Genomic DNA, 13,378 nt, shown 5'->3' on the forward strand with positions numbered 1-13,378 from the left:
AAGTAATCCCCGCTTGTCCTTCATCGTCTCCGGGGTCACCGTGGAGATGTCGAAGGAGTGAAAGGGGTCGACATGCCTGGTATCGAAGTCGTGCTCGCGGCGCTGGTGGTCATCGCGGTGATCGGGCAGTTGGAGCGCACCGAGCGCCGGATGCGGGCCCTGCCGCGGGCGCCCCTGGGCGCCGACGAGGACTCCTTGGCCATCGCCGAGTACCGGCGCGAACTCCGCGAACTGCGCGAGGTCGCACAACGCGCGGATCAGAGGGCCCGCACGGGCGAGCGCTTCAACGCCGCGCTGCGGCACCTATGATCCGCCCATGATCGACGTGTCCCGGTTGCGCGTGTTCCGCGCCGTGGTGGCGGCGGGCTCGATCCAGGCCGCCGCCGCCAGCCTCGGTTACACCCCGTCCGCGGTGAGCCAGCAGGTCGCGGCCCTCAGCCGCGAGACCGGCCTCCCCCTCCTGCAGCGTGTCGGGCGGGGCGTCGAGCCCACCGCGGCCGGACTGCACCTCGCGGAGGCGTCCGCGCCGCTGTTCGCCGAACTGGCCGAGGTCGAGTCCGCCGCCGAGGACCTGCGCACCGGGCGCGTCGGCTCGCTCAGCATGGCCTACTTCACGAGCGCGGCGATGGCGTGGATCCCCGGCGTGGTCGCCGACGTGCTGGCCCATCACCCCGACCTGCGGCTGGACCTGCGCGTCCTGGAGTTGCCCACCGGCGAGGACGATCACGTCGATGTCGAAGTGCTCGTCTCCGACGGCGCCCTCGATCCCGCGCCGGGATTCCGCGCGGTCCCGCTGCTCACCGAGCCCTACGTCGTCGTGCTCCCCCGGACGCACCGGCTGGCCGGGAGCGATCAGGTGGAGGTCGCGGAACTGGCGGGCGAGCGCTGGATCGCGCACGACTCCGCCGACTCCTGGTGCCGACGCCTGACCGAGCGGGCCTGCGTGTCGGCGGGCTTCGTCCCGCAGTACTCGGTGTACACCCACGGCCACACCACGGCGATCGCCTTCGTCGCGGCGGGGATCGGGGTCGCGGCCATGCCGCTGCTGTGCGTCCGCGAACTGCCTCCGGACGCCGTCGCGGTGCCGCTGATCCATCCCACGCCCGAGCGCACGATCCACCTGATGGTGCGCCGCTCGGTCGAGCACACCGCTCCGGTCCGGCGCGCCCTGGCCGGGCTGGTCGCCGCGGCCGCCGCCCACCCCTGAGCGCGCTGCGGGCGGCCGGGGATGCCCGACCGCCCGCGACGGATCAGCGGACGCCGATACGGTCCATCACCACTTCGGCGCGCTCCGCGAAGGTGGCGTGGCCCGACTTCGTGAGGTAACCCGCCTGCCGCAACTTGTTGTCGTGCGCCCGCATCTGGGCGAGGTACTGCGACCGGTTGCGCCAGTTCCGCTCGAACTCGGCCTTCGAGATCGGATGGGCGACGCCGTTCATGTCGAAGGGACGCGCGAACCCGAGGAACTGCGCCAGCGGCAGCTCCATCAGCCCGTAGCGCAGGCCCCCGAGCACGTTGCCGTGGTCGTCGCGGACCAGGGCGCCGGCGGCGTCCCGCTGGAACCACTTCGAGGCGGGGAGTTCCTTGCCGGAGCGGTGGTTGTCGATCAGCGCCTGGGTGGCGGCGATCATGGCCGGCTCCATCGGGTACGGCGTGTAGACCGTCGGGAAGACCCGCTCGGGCCGCCCCGCCTTGCGGAGTTCGGCGTTGTCGGGGACGACGGGCGACATCGAGTAGGTGTGGCCCGTGCCCGAGACCTGCCAGACGCGGGTCTGGTCGTCCAGGGGACGCGGCATGGTCGCCTCGCGCTGGAACAGGGCGGTGTCGGACTCGGAGTCGACGAAGATCCACGGCACGTCGATGTCGACGGGCACGGACGCCGCGGGCGCGCCCTGTCCGGTCGGCTCGCCGTCCCGGATCGCGCGCTCGTTCCAGTTGCCCGCCGCGGTGAGGTAGCCGTCGAAGACGTGCTGACCGGCGTGCGCCGCGGTCACCGGGTTGTGGAAGTGGTTGACGTAGGTGTTGAGGTAGAGCCCCGACTGCGACTGGCCGATGAGGAACACGCCGGTGGGCTTGATGCCGCCGAGGATCTGCCGGCCGGCCTGCGGATCGCGCACCGCGTTCCCCACCTGGGTGAGGATGTCCCACACCAGCCCGGTCTCGGTGCAGGGCACGTCGTCGCCGGCCGCGGTGAACGTGTACGCGCAGGCCGCGGTCAGCGGCTCGTCGTACCAGCTCACCGGCGCGTAGCGCTGCGGGTCGAAGGTGTGGAGGGCGTCGACGTTGACGGGCTTGCTGGTGACGCCGATGTAGGTGTGGCCCTGCTCCAGGACGTCGGTCCACAACCGCCGCCACATGTCCTCGATGTCGTAGCCGTTGGACGCGTTGTAGATGTCGACCAGGACGGTGCCGGACGCCTTCTGCGCCCGCGCCGGGTGCCGGACGAGGATGCGGTTCGTGTAGGGCACCGCGGTCCGGTGCACCGCGAGGGTGCCGTCGGCCCGCGTGTAGACGTTGGCGTGCCCGGTGAGGAAGAACTCCTCCTCCACGAAGCCGTGGGCGGCCAGGTCGACGGGCACCCGGTGGTGATCGGCCGCGTTGAACGGGTAGGAGCCGCCCTCGCGCGGCACGTGGGTCACCGCGGGGACGGCCGTCATCGTGTCGGCTGCGTCGCCCCACGCGGGGCCGGCGGCCGCGGCCGTCGGCGTCATGGTGGCGAGCAGTCCGGCCATTCCGAAGCCGACCAGCGCGCGTCGTACGGATGTTCGCATGTTGCATGCTCCCTTGCATACTCAGTGGACAGGTCGCACAAATCTCCCGGGATTCCACCGTGATTGCACACCGTTGCCACCTATTGCCAGAGCGGTGCAAGCCGTGCCGGAGCCGCGGCCCCCTACCTGCGCAGGGCGCGGGGCGCGTCCCCGGGGACGGTCGCGCGCAGCCGGTGGAGCCTGTCGGTGGCGGCCACGTAGACGTCGCGCCGGTCGGGGCCGCCGAAGCACAGGTTGGCGACCCGTGCCGGGAAGTCGAGGTGCGCCAACTCCTCCCCCTCCGCCGAGAGCACCGTGACCCCGGCCCCGTGCGAGGTCCAGACGGCGCCGTCGGCGTCCACCCGCAGCCCGTCGGCGAACCCGCGTCGCGTCGTGAAGAAGATCCGCCCCTCCCCCACGCGGGAGCCGGCCACCGGGAAAGGCGTGGATGCGCCCCTGCCCGTCGGGGACGCCGGGCTGGTCGGGGCCGGTGTCGGTGACGTACAGCGTGGCACCATCGGGCGAGAACGCCAGCCCGTTGGGCGCGACCAGGTCGGTGACGACCGGCGCGAGGCTGCCGTCGGCGGGATCGAAGCGGAACACGTGGCACGCGCCGTACTCCCGGACGCCGGGGTGGCCCTCCTCGGGCACCTCGATCCCGTAGGCGGGGTCGGTGAACCACAGGGCGCCGTCGGGGCCCACGACGACGTCGTTGGGCGAGTTGAGCCGCGCGGCCCCGTAGCGGTCCACGAGCGGCCGGGTCGTGCCGTCGGGCAGGAGTTCCTCCACGGCGCGCCGCCCGTGCGAGCACTGGATCACCCGGCCCGAGGAGGTCACGGTCCGCCCGTTGCTGAAGTCGACGCCGGGGACCGCCACCTCGAACCCGTCGCCCCCGGCGTACCGCAGCACGCGGTCGTTGGGGATGTCGCTGACCAGGAGAACGCCGTCGACCCACGCGGGGCCCTCGAGCCAGCGCGCGCCGCCGGCCAGGTCCGTGATCCCCGCCGCGGCGTCCCACACCTCGACCATCGCCGGCTCCCTCCGCTCGGCCCGCGACCGGCGGGCGTCCTGGCCGAGACGATACGCCCCGGCGGGAGTCCCATCAGGCCACGGCACCACGGTGGGAGCGGAGAGGCGGTCAAGCGCGGCTGTGGGTCGGGACCTCCACGACGCTCAGCGCTCGGACCACACCAGCCACGCCAGCCCGTCGTGCGTGGGGTGCATCCCGTCGGCGTAGTCGGCGGCCAGCAGCGCGGCCGCCTTGTCGGCCGCCTCGACCGCCGCGGTGCGCAGGTCGGCCCCCTCGGGGACCGCCCGCAGCAGCGCGACCGACAGCCCGGCCTCCGCCGCGCCCAGCCCGATCGGCTGGCCGGGCAGCCCCGCGCCCAGCTTCCGGATCACCGCCCGGACGCCGTCGGCGTGCGCGTCGGGGTCCTGCCGGATCAGCGCCGCCTCCCAGCGCTCCTCGGCGGTCGAGGCGCGCTCCAGCACCAGGCTGAGGTCGAGCGGCGGGATGCCGAGTCGGAGCGCCCCGAGCCACGCCCACGACGCGATCAGCCCGTCGCCCAGCCCGAAGCGGCGGCCCAGCAGCGCGTCCATCGCAGCGGCGCCCAGCGCCTCGTCGTGGGTCTCGACGGCGATCGTGGTGGCCAGCAGCGGGCCGAACTGGTCCTCGCGCGCCAGCCAGTCCTCGCGCTCGAGCCAGTCCAGGGCTGCGCCGGGGTCGGCGACGGCGCGGCGCGACAGCGCTGCCGCCACGACGGCGGCCGCCGCCGTCGGGAGCCCGGCGGGGCGGCGGCGCAGCAGCCCGGCCGACACCTCGGCGGCCAGGGCGTCCAGGGCGGGGGTGAAGGTGGGACGCAGCCGCGTCACCCCGCGCGGCCCGTGCACCGCGAGCTCCCGGTGGCCGGGCGAGCCCGTGAGGATGCCGGCCACGTCGTCGCCGACGAGCCGGACGCCGGGGCCGGGCACCAGCGCCTGATCGGGGGTCTCGAAGCGGATCTCGTCGCCGGGCCGGGCGACGAGATCGGGGATCCAGGCGGGCATCGCGGCGCGGGCGGCGTCCACGTCGGGGATCGACCCGAACTCCAGCCGGGTGCTGTGCCGCCCGTGGCCGCGCAGCGCCCCGGCGGGGTTGGCCAGGAAGAAGGCGGCCATGCCCGGCTCCAGGGCGTCGGCGCGGCGTCCGGCCGGCACGAACGACGGCGTCGGGACGCAGGCGCGCAGGAAGCCCTGGCGCAGCCGCAGGAGCAGGGCGTCGCCGTCCCCGGCCTCGGGCGCGACGACGACGAACCCGTCGGTCTCGGCGGTCCAGGACCAGCCGACCCAGCCCGGCTCGACCCGCACGACCATGCCCAGGGGCGGCAGCGCCGCCTCGTCGGGTCCGCCGTTGTCCAGCACGAGTTCGCTGACCCAGACGTCGCCCAGTTCGCGCTGCGCCAGGCGGACGCCGATCTCCCCCACCGTCACGGCGAGGCCGTCCTCGTCGGACGCGGCCCCCTCGGGCAGGCCGAAGACGAACTCGGCGACGCCGGCGCCGCCCCGGCGGACCAGCAGCCCGCGGCCGCCGCCGGTGACGGCGTAGGTGAACCCGCCCGTCACGCGATGGCCTCCGGCAGCCCGCCGATCGCGGTCGGGACGCCGCGGGCGCCGGCCGGCTGGCAGGTCGGGCACCAGTAGAGGTGGCGGCCGGCCAGGGCCGTGGTCGCGACCGGGGTCCCGCAGACGTAACAGGGCAGGCCCGCGCGCCGGTAGACGTACACCTCCCCGCCGTGCCGGTCGACCCGGGGGTCGCGGCCCATCGCCTCGGGGGTGTGGTCGCCGGCGACCGTGTCGATCCTCCCCACCTCGACCGCCGCACGCATCAGGATCACGAGGTCGTCCCACACCGCGTCGAACACGGACCGGGACAGGCGTTGAGCGGGCAGCATGGGGTCGATGGCGTGCCGGAACAGCACCTCGGCGCGGAAGATGTTCCCCACCCCCGCGAAGACGCTCTGGTCCATCAGCAGCGCCGCGAACGGCTTGCGGCTGCGCGACACCTTCGCCCAGGCGCGCTCCGGGTCGGCGTCGCCCCGGATCGGATCCGGGCCCGAGTTGGCGACCACGGCGGCCCGCTCGACCGGGGTGATGAGCCGGCACCACTGCGGACCGCGCAGGTCCGCGGCGCTCGCGCCGTCGGTGAGTCGCAGCCGCAGGGTCGCGGGATTCGGCGCGGGGAAACTCTGGTTGAACTGGAACTTCCCGATCAGCCCCAGGTGCACCCAGACCGTGCCGGGATCGAAGTCGATGAGCAGGTGCTTGCCGACCGCGTCGGCACCGACCAGGGAGCCGCCGTCGAGTTGCGCGGCCGAGTCGGCGAACCGCCCCTGCGGGCTGGCCACGGTGAGCGGGCGCTCCCCGAAGGTGCGTGTGAGCTCGCGGGCGAGCCGGTGGGTCACGTGGCCTTCGGGCATGGGTCCTCCTCCTGGGCAGTGGGGGCCGATTCTAGTCGCCGCCGCTATGATCGCGGGCGTGGCGGAGAACACCCCTCGGCGGGCCCTGCCCGACGCACCCGCCCCCACCTCGACCGGCGAGCCCGAGCGCGCCCGGCCGTCCCGGCTGGCCATCTGGCACGACCGGTACTCGCTGGTCTCCGACATCCTCACCCCGCAGCGCGTGGGCCTGGTCCTCGTGGCCGTCGTCCTGCTCGTCACCGGCGCGCTGGGCGGCCTCGACGCGGTGCGGGCGGTGGAGGCCGAGGAGATCCCGTCCGCGCAGCCCGGCGAGGCGCTGAGGGTCGCACCCTTCACCATCACCGTGACGTCCCTGCGCCAGGGCGAGGCCCTCCCGCCGGTGGCGCGCGCCGAGCCGGGCGTCACCTACTACCTCGCGGTGCTCGACATCACCAACACGGGCGACACGGTGGTCGACGGCGTGGCCCTGGCGCAGGCGCTGCACCTCGACGCGCCCGGCGTCGACCCGGCCTCGCCGCAGGTCACCCTGTTCCGCGTCGAGGACTCGCTGCGCGCCCGCGGCTACCAGCCCGGGGTGCCCGTGCCCTCGGTCGCGGTGTGGAAGGCCGACGCGACCGCGGCGCGCCCCGCGGAGGCGACGCTCACGCTCAGCTCGCTGCGCTGGCACCAGTACTTCTCCTCGGCGGACGCGGCCTGGGAGGTCGACGAACCCGTCCACCGGCTGACCCTGCCCGTCAGGGCGCTGGCGGTCCCCTGATGCGCCTCACCCGCGACGGCGTGGTCACCGTCCTGCTCGTCATCGCCGCGCTGTTCGTGGGGACCCTGGTCGCCGACCGCGTCCCGGACGCGCAGGCGGTGCTGGACGCCCGGTACGAGCGCCACGGCGCGGTCGGCGACCCGGTTCAGATGCGCACCGGGACCGTCGCGGTCACGGGCGTCCGCTCCGCCAAGCAGGTCAGCTCGTTCACCGACACGGCCACCACCCGCGGCATCTGGGTCGTGCTGGACGTGACCTGGCGGCCCTCGACCGAACCCTTCATCCTCAGCGGCGACGCCGCGCGCATCGAGGCACCCGACGGCCGCCTGTTCGGCGGCTCCTCGGCGCTCATCACCTCCTGCACGCCGACCCAGCCCGGCGTCACGTTCGCCTGCTCGTTCGCGTTCGAGATGGATCCCACGGCGCTGGCCGGGTCGCGGGCGCTGTTCCCGGCCGTGAAGGAGCTCGAGGATCCCGACGACATCGCCGTGATCGACCTGGGCATCGACCCCGACGAGGCGGCCCGGCTGGCGGCGGCCACCGGCTCGATCCGCGTGCCGGTCACGACCGTGAAGGAGCCGTGATGCGCTCCTCGGCGTGGTGGCGGCGCAACCGGATCTGGCTGGCGCTCCTGCTGCCGCTCCTGGCCCTGGCGCTGGCCGCGTCGTCGTTCCGGCTGACCACGCTGTACCTGCGCTGGGAGTGGAGCCAGCCGGTCGTCCTGCAGGGCTCGGGCGTCTACACGCAGACCTACCAGGACGTGCAGGACGTCCGCCGGACCCGCACCGTGACCGTCGGGGTCGGGCAGGTCGCGCGCACCACCCAACTCGACGACGACCGCGCGGCCCCCGGCACCCAGCTCTGGCTGGTCGAGCTCGACCTCGCCGCGGCGCCGGATCAGATGCTGGCCGGGTGCGTCATCGAGCTCGAGGACGCCGCGGGCGTCCGCTACGGGACCTTCGGCGCCAAGGTCGACGGCGCCGGCCGGCCCAACACCCTCCCCGACCGGCCCCACTGCGTGCCGCAGGACGCCCCGGGCCCGGAGCTCAGCTGGGACGGGCACCCGCTGCCCGTCACCGCGCAGCGGCCCGCGGCGTGGCGGGTGGCCGCGTCGGTGGCGCTGCCCGAGGGGGTCGAGCCCACGGCCGTCCGGGTGATGTGGAACAAGCCGGGCTACGTCAAGGTGCTGATCCCGCGCTGATCGCTCGGCGCCGCGCCCGCGGGACGCTCAGCGCCGGGTCCCGGCCGCGGGATCGGGCTGCGGCTCGGCCGCCGGCGTCGCCCGTTGGCTCATCACGATCGCGTTGACCGCCGCGGCGAGCAGGGAAAGGGCCACGACGAAGTAGACGGTGCGTCCGGCCAGCAGCATGTAGGGGGCCAGCGCGTACTGCCGGGTGTCGTCGCCGGGGCCGAACACCTGCCGGACGCCGAGGTAGGTGAGGACCTGCAGGCTGCTGGCGATGTAGAACACGACGCAGAACATCACCATCGACAGCACGCCGGCGCTGGCGATCTTGGCGATGGCCGTGACCGTGTTCTGCACCGGCGTGGTCAGCGGCTCGACCGCCTGGGAGACGACTCGGCGCACCGGCTGCGGGATGTGGCGCAGCCGCTCGGTCACCTCGTCGTGGGTGTCGACCTTGAACTCGGTGGACTTCAGGGAGGCGCCGAAGACCGCGGCGCCGATGGCGAGCCAGGCGACCGGCACGATGACGAGGCTCCCGAGTTCGCCCAGGAAGTTCGCCACGGCGTCCACGATCGCCGTCATCTCGGCGCTGATGGAGCGCAGCCACGCCACGACGCCCGCCCACCACTCGGCCAGCCCGGCGATCGCTCGCCGCGACACCACCCATTCGGTGAGCTGGTCGAGCTGGCTGGTGAACGCGTTCACCAGCGTGATCATCCACAGCACCTCGATGTAGACCGCGACCGCCGACCACGCCAGGTGCCGGTCGGTGAGCTTGAGCAGCGAGATCAGCTTGCGCGCGCCCAGCGCCAGGAGCACCAGGACCGCCAGCGCCGCGCCCTCGGCGTACACCGTGCGTCCGAAGTCCACCGAGCCGAGCCCCGCGTTGAGCCCCTCGGCGGCCGTGGCGTCCATCACGAACAGGCGCGCGTCCTCCTTGAGCAGCCCCGCGGTGGCGTACACCGCCAGGAACGGGATCAGCACCTGAGCGGCCACGCTGAGGTCGGTGCGCCACCGCTCGGGCCGGGTCACGGACTCGACGACCCCGCGGAACGCCTCCAGCGTCGGGGCGGTGGCGCGCAGCATCAGCACCAGCGACAGCAGCGTCGACAGCGGCGCGAACGGCAGGATGAAGATCGCCAGCGTCGGGCTGACGTCCGACACCGCGGTCGTCAGCCACAGGAACCCCATGCGCCCCGCCCAGCCCGCCAGGAACAGCCCGATGAGCTGGGGCCAGTGGGCGGCCAGGACGCGCGCGCCGTCGATGAACACGCGGCTGAAGGTGCGCAGCGCGTCCGTGAGGAGGTTCACGGGGTCAAACTACCGCCGACGCCGCCCCGGCGTCCGCGTGCCGCCGCCCGGCGGACGCCTCAGGCGCGGTGGGCGTTCTCGTAGTCCTCGAGTTCCTTGATGCGCCGGACGTGCCGCGGGTCGTTGGAGAATGGGGTCTCGAGGAAGACCTGCGCCATCGCGAGCGCGTCCTCCAGGCTCTGCATGCGGCCCCGAGGCTGAGCACGTTGGCGTCGTTGTGCTCGCGGGCCAGGCGGGCCATCACCGTGTTGTAGGCCAGCGCCGCGCGGACGCCCTTGACCTTGTTGGCTGCGATCTGCTCGCCGTTGCCCGACCCGCCCAGCACGATGCCGAGCGATCCGGGATCCGAGGCGACGGCCTCGGCGGCCGGCAGGACGAACTTCGGGTAGTCGTCCTGCGCGTCGTAGGCGTCCGCGCCGTGGTCGACGACCTCGTGGCCCAGGGCGGTCAGTTCCTTGACCAGGTACTGCTTGAGGTCGAAGGCGGCATGATCGGTGGCAATGTGAACGCGCATGTCCCCCAGTGTGGCCCAACCCCGGCGCGGATCGCACGGCTTCTCACGACACCGGAGCGACGCGACGGCGCGGCGCGCGGCGACCGGCGCCGCCGCGCACCGACCGCTCAGGCGAAGATCGGGCCGACCGTCCGGGTCCGCTTGAGCTCGAAGAAGCCGTCGTAGGCCGTGACCTTGGAGACGCCGTCGAACAGGTCGCCGGCCTCCTCCCCCGTCGGCGCCGGGGAGATGACGGGCCCGAACAGCGACTTGCCGTTGATGCGCACGACCGGCGTCCCGACCTCGTCGCCGACCGGGTCCATGCCCTCGTGGTGCGAGCGGCGCAGGTCGTCGTCGCGCTCGTCGGTGTACCCCGCCTCGGCGAGGGCGACGGGCAGGCCCGCGTCGGCCAGCGCGTTCTCGATCGTGGCGCGGTCGCGCTCCTCCTGGCCGGGGTGGAAGCGGGTGCCGATCGCGGTGTAGAAGTCGCGCAGCGCCTGCTGCCCGTGTTCACGCTCGACGGCCAGGGCGATGCGGACGGCCGCCCACGAGTTGTCCATGAGCGCGCGGTACCCCTCGGACAGGTCGCGGCCCTCGTTGAGCACCGACAGGCTCATCACGTGGAAGTCGACGTGGACGTCGCGGACCTTCTCGACCTCGAGCAGCCAGCGCGACGTCATCCAGGCCCAGGGGCACGCCGGATCGAACCACATGTCAACGGTTTGCGTCATGGGCCAACCCTAGCGACGCCCCGCCCCCGGACCCGCGCCGTCCCGGGGCCGGGCGCTAGTGTGGGGAGGTCCCACTCATCAAAGTGCATTCGAGGATGAACCGCATGTTCCGCGCCAACATCACCCGCGACGAGGCCAACACCCGCAGCCGCCAGTTGCGCACCGCCTCGTACGAAGCCCTGGTCGACCTGTCGGGCCGGCTGCCCGACGGCACCCCGCTCGCGCAGCCGGAGGCCACGTTCGTCTCCACCACCACCGCCCGCTTCTCCTCGATCGCCTGCGTCGCCAACGCGAACGTCATCGCCGACGAGATCCTCAGCGCCACCCTCGACGGCGAGGCCGTGCCGGCGGAGGCCTTCGACGGGGAGCACCTGACGCTCACCCTCGCCGAGGGCGACCACGAGCTCGTCGTGACCGCCGTCATGCGGTTCTCGCGCACCGGCGAGGGCCTGCACCGCTTCGTCGACCCCGCGGACGACCGCACCTACCTCTACACGCAGTTCGAGGTGGCCGACGCCCGCCGGATGTACGTCACGTTCGAGCAGCCCGACCTGAAGGCCACCTTCCAGCTGTCGGTGATCGCGCCGCAGGGGTGGACGGTGCTGTCCAACGCCCCCGCGGTCGAGCCGGTCGCGTCCGGCGACGACCTGGCCCGCTGGGACTTCCCGGCGACCAAGCGCCTCAGCACCTACATCACCGCGCTGATCGCGGGCGAGTTCCACTCGGTGACCGACGAATACGTGCGCGAGGACGGCTCGGTCATCCCCCTGTCGATCCACGTCCGGACCTCGCTCGCCGAGCACCTGGACGCCGACCGCATCTTCGAGACGACCAAGCGGGGCTTCGCGGTGTTCGAGGAGCACTTCGGGCAGCCGTACCCCTTCGACGACTACGCCCAGGTCTTCGTGCCGGAGTTCAACTTCGGCGCCATGGAGAACGCGGGCTGCATCACGTTCCGCGACGAGTACATCTTCCGCAGCCGCCAGACGTCGGCCTCCTACGAGTCGCGCGACAACACGATCCTGCACGAGATGGCCCACATGTGGTTCGGCGACCTGGTGACCATGGTCTGGTGGGACGACCTGTGGCTGAACGAGTCCTTCGCCGAGTGGGCGTCCCACTTCGCCCAGGAGGAGATCCGCGCCCGCTTCGGCGACCGGGCCAACCCGTGGGCGACGTTCACCAACAGCCGCAAGACGTGGGCCTACCGGCAGGACCAGCTCCCCTCGACGCACCCCATCGCCGCCGACATGGTCGACCTGGAGGCGGTGGAGCTGAACTTCGACGGCATCACCTACGCCAAGGGCGCCTCGGCGCTGCGCCAGCTCGTCGCGTTCGTCGGCAAGGACGACTTCCTCGCCGGCGTCCGGGCATACTTCGCCAAGCACGCGTGGGGCAACACCCAGCTGCCGGACCTGCTGGACGAGCTCGAGGTGGCCTCGGGCCGCGACCTGAGCTTCTTCTCCAGCCAGTGGCTGCAGACGGCCGGGGTCAACACGCTGGCCGCCGACTGGGACGAGCGGGACGGCGCGTTCACCCGGTTCGCGATCCGGCAGTGGGCCTCCCCGCAGTGGCCCACGCTGCGCCGACACCGCATCGCGGTCGGCCTGTACAACCTCGTCGACGGCGTCCTGACGCGCACCGACCGGGTCGAGACCGACATCGACGGCGAGTCCACCGACGTGCCCGAGCTCGTCGGCAAGCCGCGCCCCGACCTGCTGCTGCTCAACGACGACGACCTCACCTACGCCAAGATCCGGCTCGACCCGCGCTCGCTGGCCACCCTGGTGGGCAACGTGCACCTGCTGGACGACGAACTCGCCCGCGCGCTGGCCTGGGGCGCCACCTGGGATCTGACCCGCGACGGCGAGATGTCGGCCTCCGACTACGTCGACTTGGTGCTGCGCGGCGTCGGCGTCGAGACCGACCTCACCGCCGTGACCGCGCTGCTGGGGCAGGCGCGGCTGGCCGTGGACTACTACGCGCCGCGCGCCGACCGCAAGGCGCTGGCCCAGCGGTTCACCGCGGGGCTGGCCCAGCTGCTCAAGGACGCCGCCCCCGGCTCGGACCATCAGCTCGCCCTCACCCGCGCGCTGGCCCTGTCGATCGGCTCGGAGCCGGGCGCGGCGGTGCTGAAGGCGTGGCTCGACGGCGAGGAGGTGCCCGAGGGGCTCGTCCTGGACGCCGACCTGCGCTGGCGGCTGCTCACCGAGCTGGCCCGCGTCGGCGCGGCCGGCGAGGCCGAGATCGCCGCCGAGCTCGCGGGCGACCGCACGGCGACCGGCGCGGAGAAGGCGGCCGGCGCCCGCTCGGCCTCCCGCGACGCGGACGCCAAGGCCGCCGCGTGGCGGGCCGCGACCGCCGAGGACACCGCGAACGAGACGCACTTCCAGATCGCGTCGCAGTTCTGGCAGCTCGATCAGGACGAGATCCTCGCGCCCTACACGGACGCGTACCTCGACGTCGTGGCCGAGATCGGCGCGCAGAAGGGACGCTGGGCGACGGCGTCCACGACGATCCGCCAGCACGTGCTGGGGCTGCTGTTCCCGCGCCCGCTGGCCGACCGCACCTTCCTCACCAAGCTGGACGCCTTCCTGGCCGACCACGACCTGCCGGACTCGGTGAAGCGGCTCGTCCTGGAGCGCCGCGACGACGCCCTGCGCGCGCTGCACAACCAGGGGGCGTGAGCCGGGAG

General features: G+C 73.3%; 12 protein-coding genes and 2 pseudogenes. 6 read left to right on the forward strand and 8 right to left on the reverse strand.

Going from position 1 to position 13,378, the window contains the following annotated elements; translation table 11 throughout:
- The first annotated feature begins 72 nt into the window (after nucleotides 1–72).
- Both G7070_RS01245 and G7070_RS01250 read left to right on the forward strand, forming a co-directional pair.
- Nucleotides 73–309, forward strand: coding sequence for a hypothetical protein (locus tag G7070_RS01245; RefSeq protein ID WP_166231287.1), 237 nt, complete (start codon nucleotides 73–75; stop codon nucleotides 307–309).
- 7 nt (nucleotides 310–316) lie between these two features.
- Nucleotides 317–1,207: a LysR family transcriptional regulator gene (locus tag G7070_RS01250; RefSeq protein ID WP_166231290.1), complete on the forward strand. Its 891-nt coding sequence runs from the start codon at nucleotides 317–319 to the stop codon at nucleotides 1,205–1,207.
- Nucleotides 1,208–1,250: 43 nt separating this feature from the next.
- On the opposite strand, the gene G7070_RS01255 is transcribed toward G7070_RS01250, so the two are convergent.
- The 5 genes and pseudogenes from G7070_RS01255 to G7070_RS01275 all read right to left on the reverse strand — a co-directional run bounded on the left by G7070_RS01255 (nucleotide 1,251) and on the right by G7070_RS01275 (nucleotide 6,205).
- The gene (locus G7070_RS01255) at nucleotides 1,251–2,771 is read right to left on the reverse strand and encodes an alpha/beta hydrolase domain-containing protein (RefSeq protein WP_166231293.1); all 1,521 of its coding nucleotides are present in this window, start codon (nucleotides 2,769–2,771) and stop codon (nucleotides 1,251–1,253) included.
- Between the two features lie 122 nt (nucleotides 2,772–2,893).
- Nucleotides 2,894–3,184, reverse strand: coding sequence for an SMP-30/gluconolactonase/LRE family protein (locus tag G7070_RS19125; protein WP_166231296.1), 291 nt, complete (start codon nucleotides 3,182–3,184; stop codon nucleotides 2,894–2,896).
- Between the two features lie 67 nt (nucleotides 3,185–3,251).
- Nucleotides 3,252–3,779 (reverse strand): annotated as a pseudogene (locus G7070_RS19715) (SMP-30/gluconolactonase/LRE family protein); the annotation flags it as partial.
- A gap of 144 nt (nucleotides 3,780–3,923) precedes the next feature.
- A complete protein-coding gene (locus G7070_RS01270; protein WP_166231299.1) occupies nucleotides 3,924–5,351 on the reverse strand; it encodes a hypothetical protein in 1,428 nt (475 codons plus the stop codon).
- A complete protein-coding gene (locus G7070_RS01275; protein WP_166231302.1) occupies nucleotides 5,348–6,205 on the reverse strand; it encodes an Fpg/Nei family DNA glycosylase in 858 nt (285 codons plus the stop codon). Before G7070_RS01275 ends, G7070_RS01270 begins: the two co-directional genes overlap by 4 nt.
- Nucleotides 6,206–6,263: 58 nt before the next feature.
- On the opposite strand from G7070_RS01275, the gene G7070_RS01280 reads away from it, so the two are divergent.
- The 3 genes from G7070_RS01280 to G7070_RS01290 are packed head-to-tail and all read left to right on the forward strand — an operon-like array spanning nucleotide 6,264 to nucleotide 8,163.
- Nucleotides 6,264–6,962: a hypothetical protein gene (locus G7070_RS01280; RefSeq protein ID WP_166231305.1), complete on the forward strand. Its 699-nt coding sequence runs from the start codon at nucleotides 6,264–6,266 to the stop codon at nucleotides 6,960–6,962.
- Entirely contained in the window at nucleotides 6,962–7,546 is a 585-nt protein-coding gene (locus G7070_RS01285; protein WP_166231308.1) for a hypothetical protein, read from the forward strand. Before G7070_RS01280 ends, G7070_RS01285 begins: the two co-directional genes overlap by 1 nt.
- The gene (locus G7070_RS01290) at nucleotides 7,546–8,163 is read left to right on the forward strand and encodes a hypothetical protein (protein ID WP_166231311.1); all 618 of its coding nucleotides are present in this window, start codon (nucleotides 7,546–7,548) and stop codon (nucleotides 8,161–8,163) included. The genes G7070_RS01285 and G7070_RS01290 overlap by 1 nt, the downstream gene beginning before the upstream one ends.
- A gap of 27 nt (nucleotides 8,164–8,190) precedes the next feature.
- Here the strand turns inward: G7070_RS01290 and G7070_RS01295 are convergent, their stop codons facing one another.
- The 3 genes and pseudogenes from G7070_RS01295 to G7070_RS01305 form a co-directional block, all read right to left on the reverse strand.
- On the reverse strand, nucleotides 8,191–9,459 hold the full coding sequence (locus G7070_RS01295; protein ID WP_166231314.1) for a hypothetical protein: 1,269 nt from the start codon (nucleotides 9,457–9,459) through the stop codon (nucleotides 8,191–8,193).
- A gap of 59 nt (nucleotides 9,460–9,518) precedes the next feature.
- Nucleotides 9,519–9,973: pseudogene (locus tag G7070_RS01300) on the reverse strand (ribose-5-phosphate isomerase).
- 107 nt (nucleotides 9,974–10,080) lie between these two features.
- Complete coding sequence (locus G7070_RS01305) at nucleotides 10,081–10,683, reverse strand: mycothiol-dependent nitroreductase Rv2466c family protein (RefSeq protein WP_166231317.1); 603 nt, start codon at nucleotides 10,681–10,683, stop codon at nucleotides 10,081–10,083.
- A 104-nt stretch (nucleotides 10,684–10,787) separates the two neighbouring features.
- On the opposite strand from G7070_RS01305, the gene pepN reads away from it, so the two are divergent.
- Nucleotides 10,788–13,370, forward strand: coding sequence for an aminopeptidase N (gene pepN / locus G7070_RS01310; RefSeq protein ID WP_166231320.1), 2,583 nt, complete (start codon nucleotides 10,788–10,790; stop codon nucleotides 13,368–13,370).
- The last annotated feature ends 8 nt before the right edge of the window (nucleotides 13,371–13,378 follow it).

Origin of the sequence: Propioniciclava coleopterorum (assembly GCF_011393335.1) — a bacterium.
Lineage (GTDB): Bacteria > Actinomycetota > Actinomycetes > Propionibacteriales > Propionibacteriaceae > Propioniciclava > Propioniciclava coleopterorum.

Excerpts from the sequence above, each read along its gene's own strand:
- G7070_RS01255 (WP_166231293.1), bottom strand. The coding sequence starts at position 2,771 with ATGCGAACATCCGTACGACGCGCGCTGGTCGGCTTCGGAATGGCCGGA.
- G7070_RS01285 (WP_166231308.1), top strand. The coding sequence starts at position 6,962 with ATGCGCCTCACCCGCGACGGCGTGGTCACCGTCCTGCTCGTCATCGCC.
- G7070_RS01275 (WP_166231302.1), bottom strand. The coding sequence starts at position 6,205 with ATGCCCGAAGGCCACGTGACCCACCGGCTCGCCCGCGAGCTCACACGC.
- G7070_RS01250 (WP_166231290.1), top strand. The coding sequence starts at position 317 with ATGATCGACGTGTCCCGGTTGCGCGTGTTCCGCGCCGTGGTGGCGGCG.
- pepN (WP_166231320.1), top strand. The coding sequence starts at position 10,788 with ATGTTCCGCGCCAACATCACCCGCGACGAGGCCAACACCCGCAGCCGC.
- G7070_RS01245 (WP_166231287.1), top strand. The coding sequence starts at position 73 with ATGCCTGGTATCGAAGTCGTGCTCGCGGCGCTGGTGGTCATCGCGGTG.
- G7070_RS01305 (WP_166231317.1), bottom strand. The coding sequence starts at position 10,683 with ATGACGCAAACCGTTGACATGTGGTTCGATCCGGCGTGCCCCTGGGCC.
- G7070_RS01290 (WP_166231311.1), top strand. The coding sequence starts at position 7,546 with ATGCGCTCCTCGGCGTGGTGGCGGCGCAACCGGATCTGGCTGGCGCTC.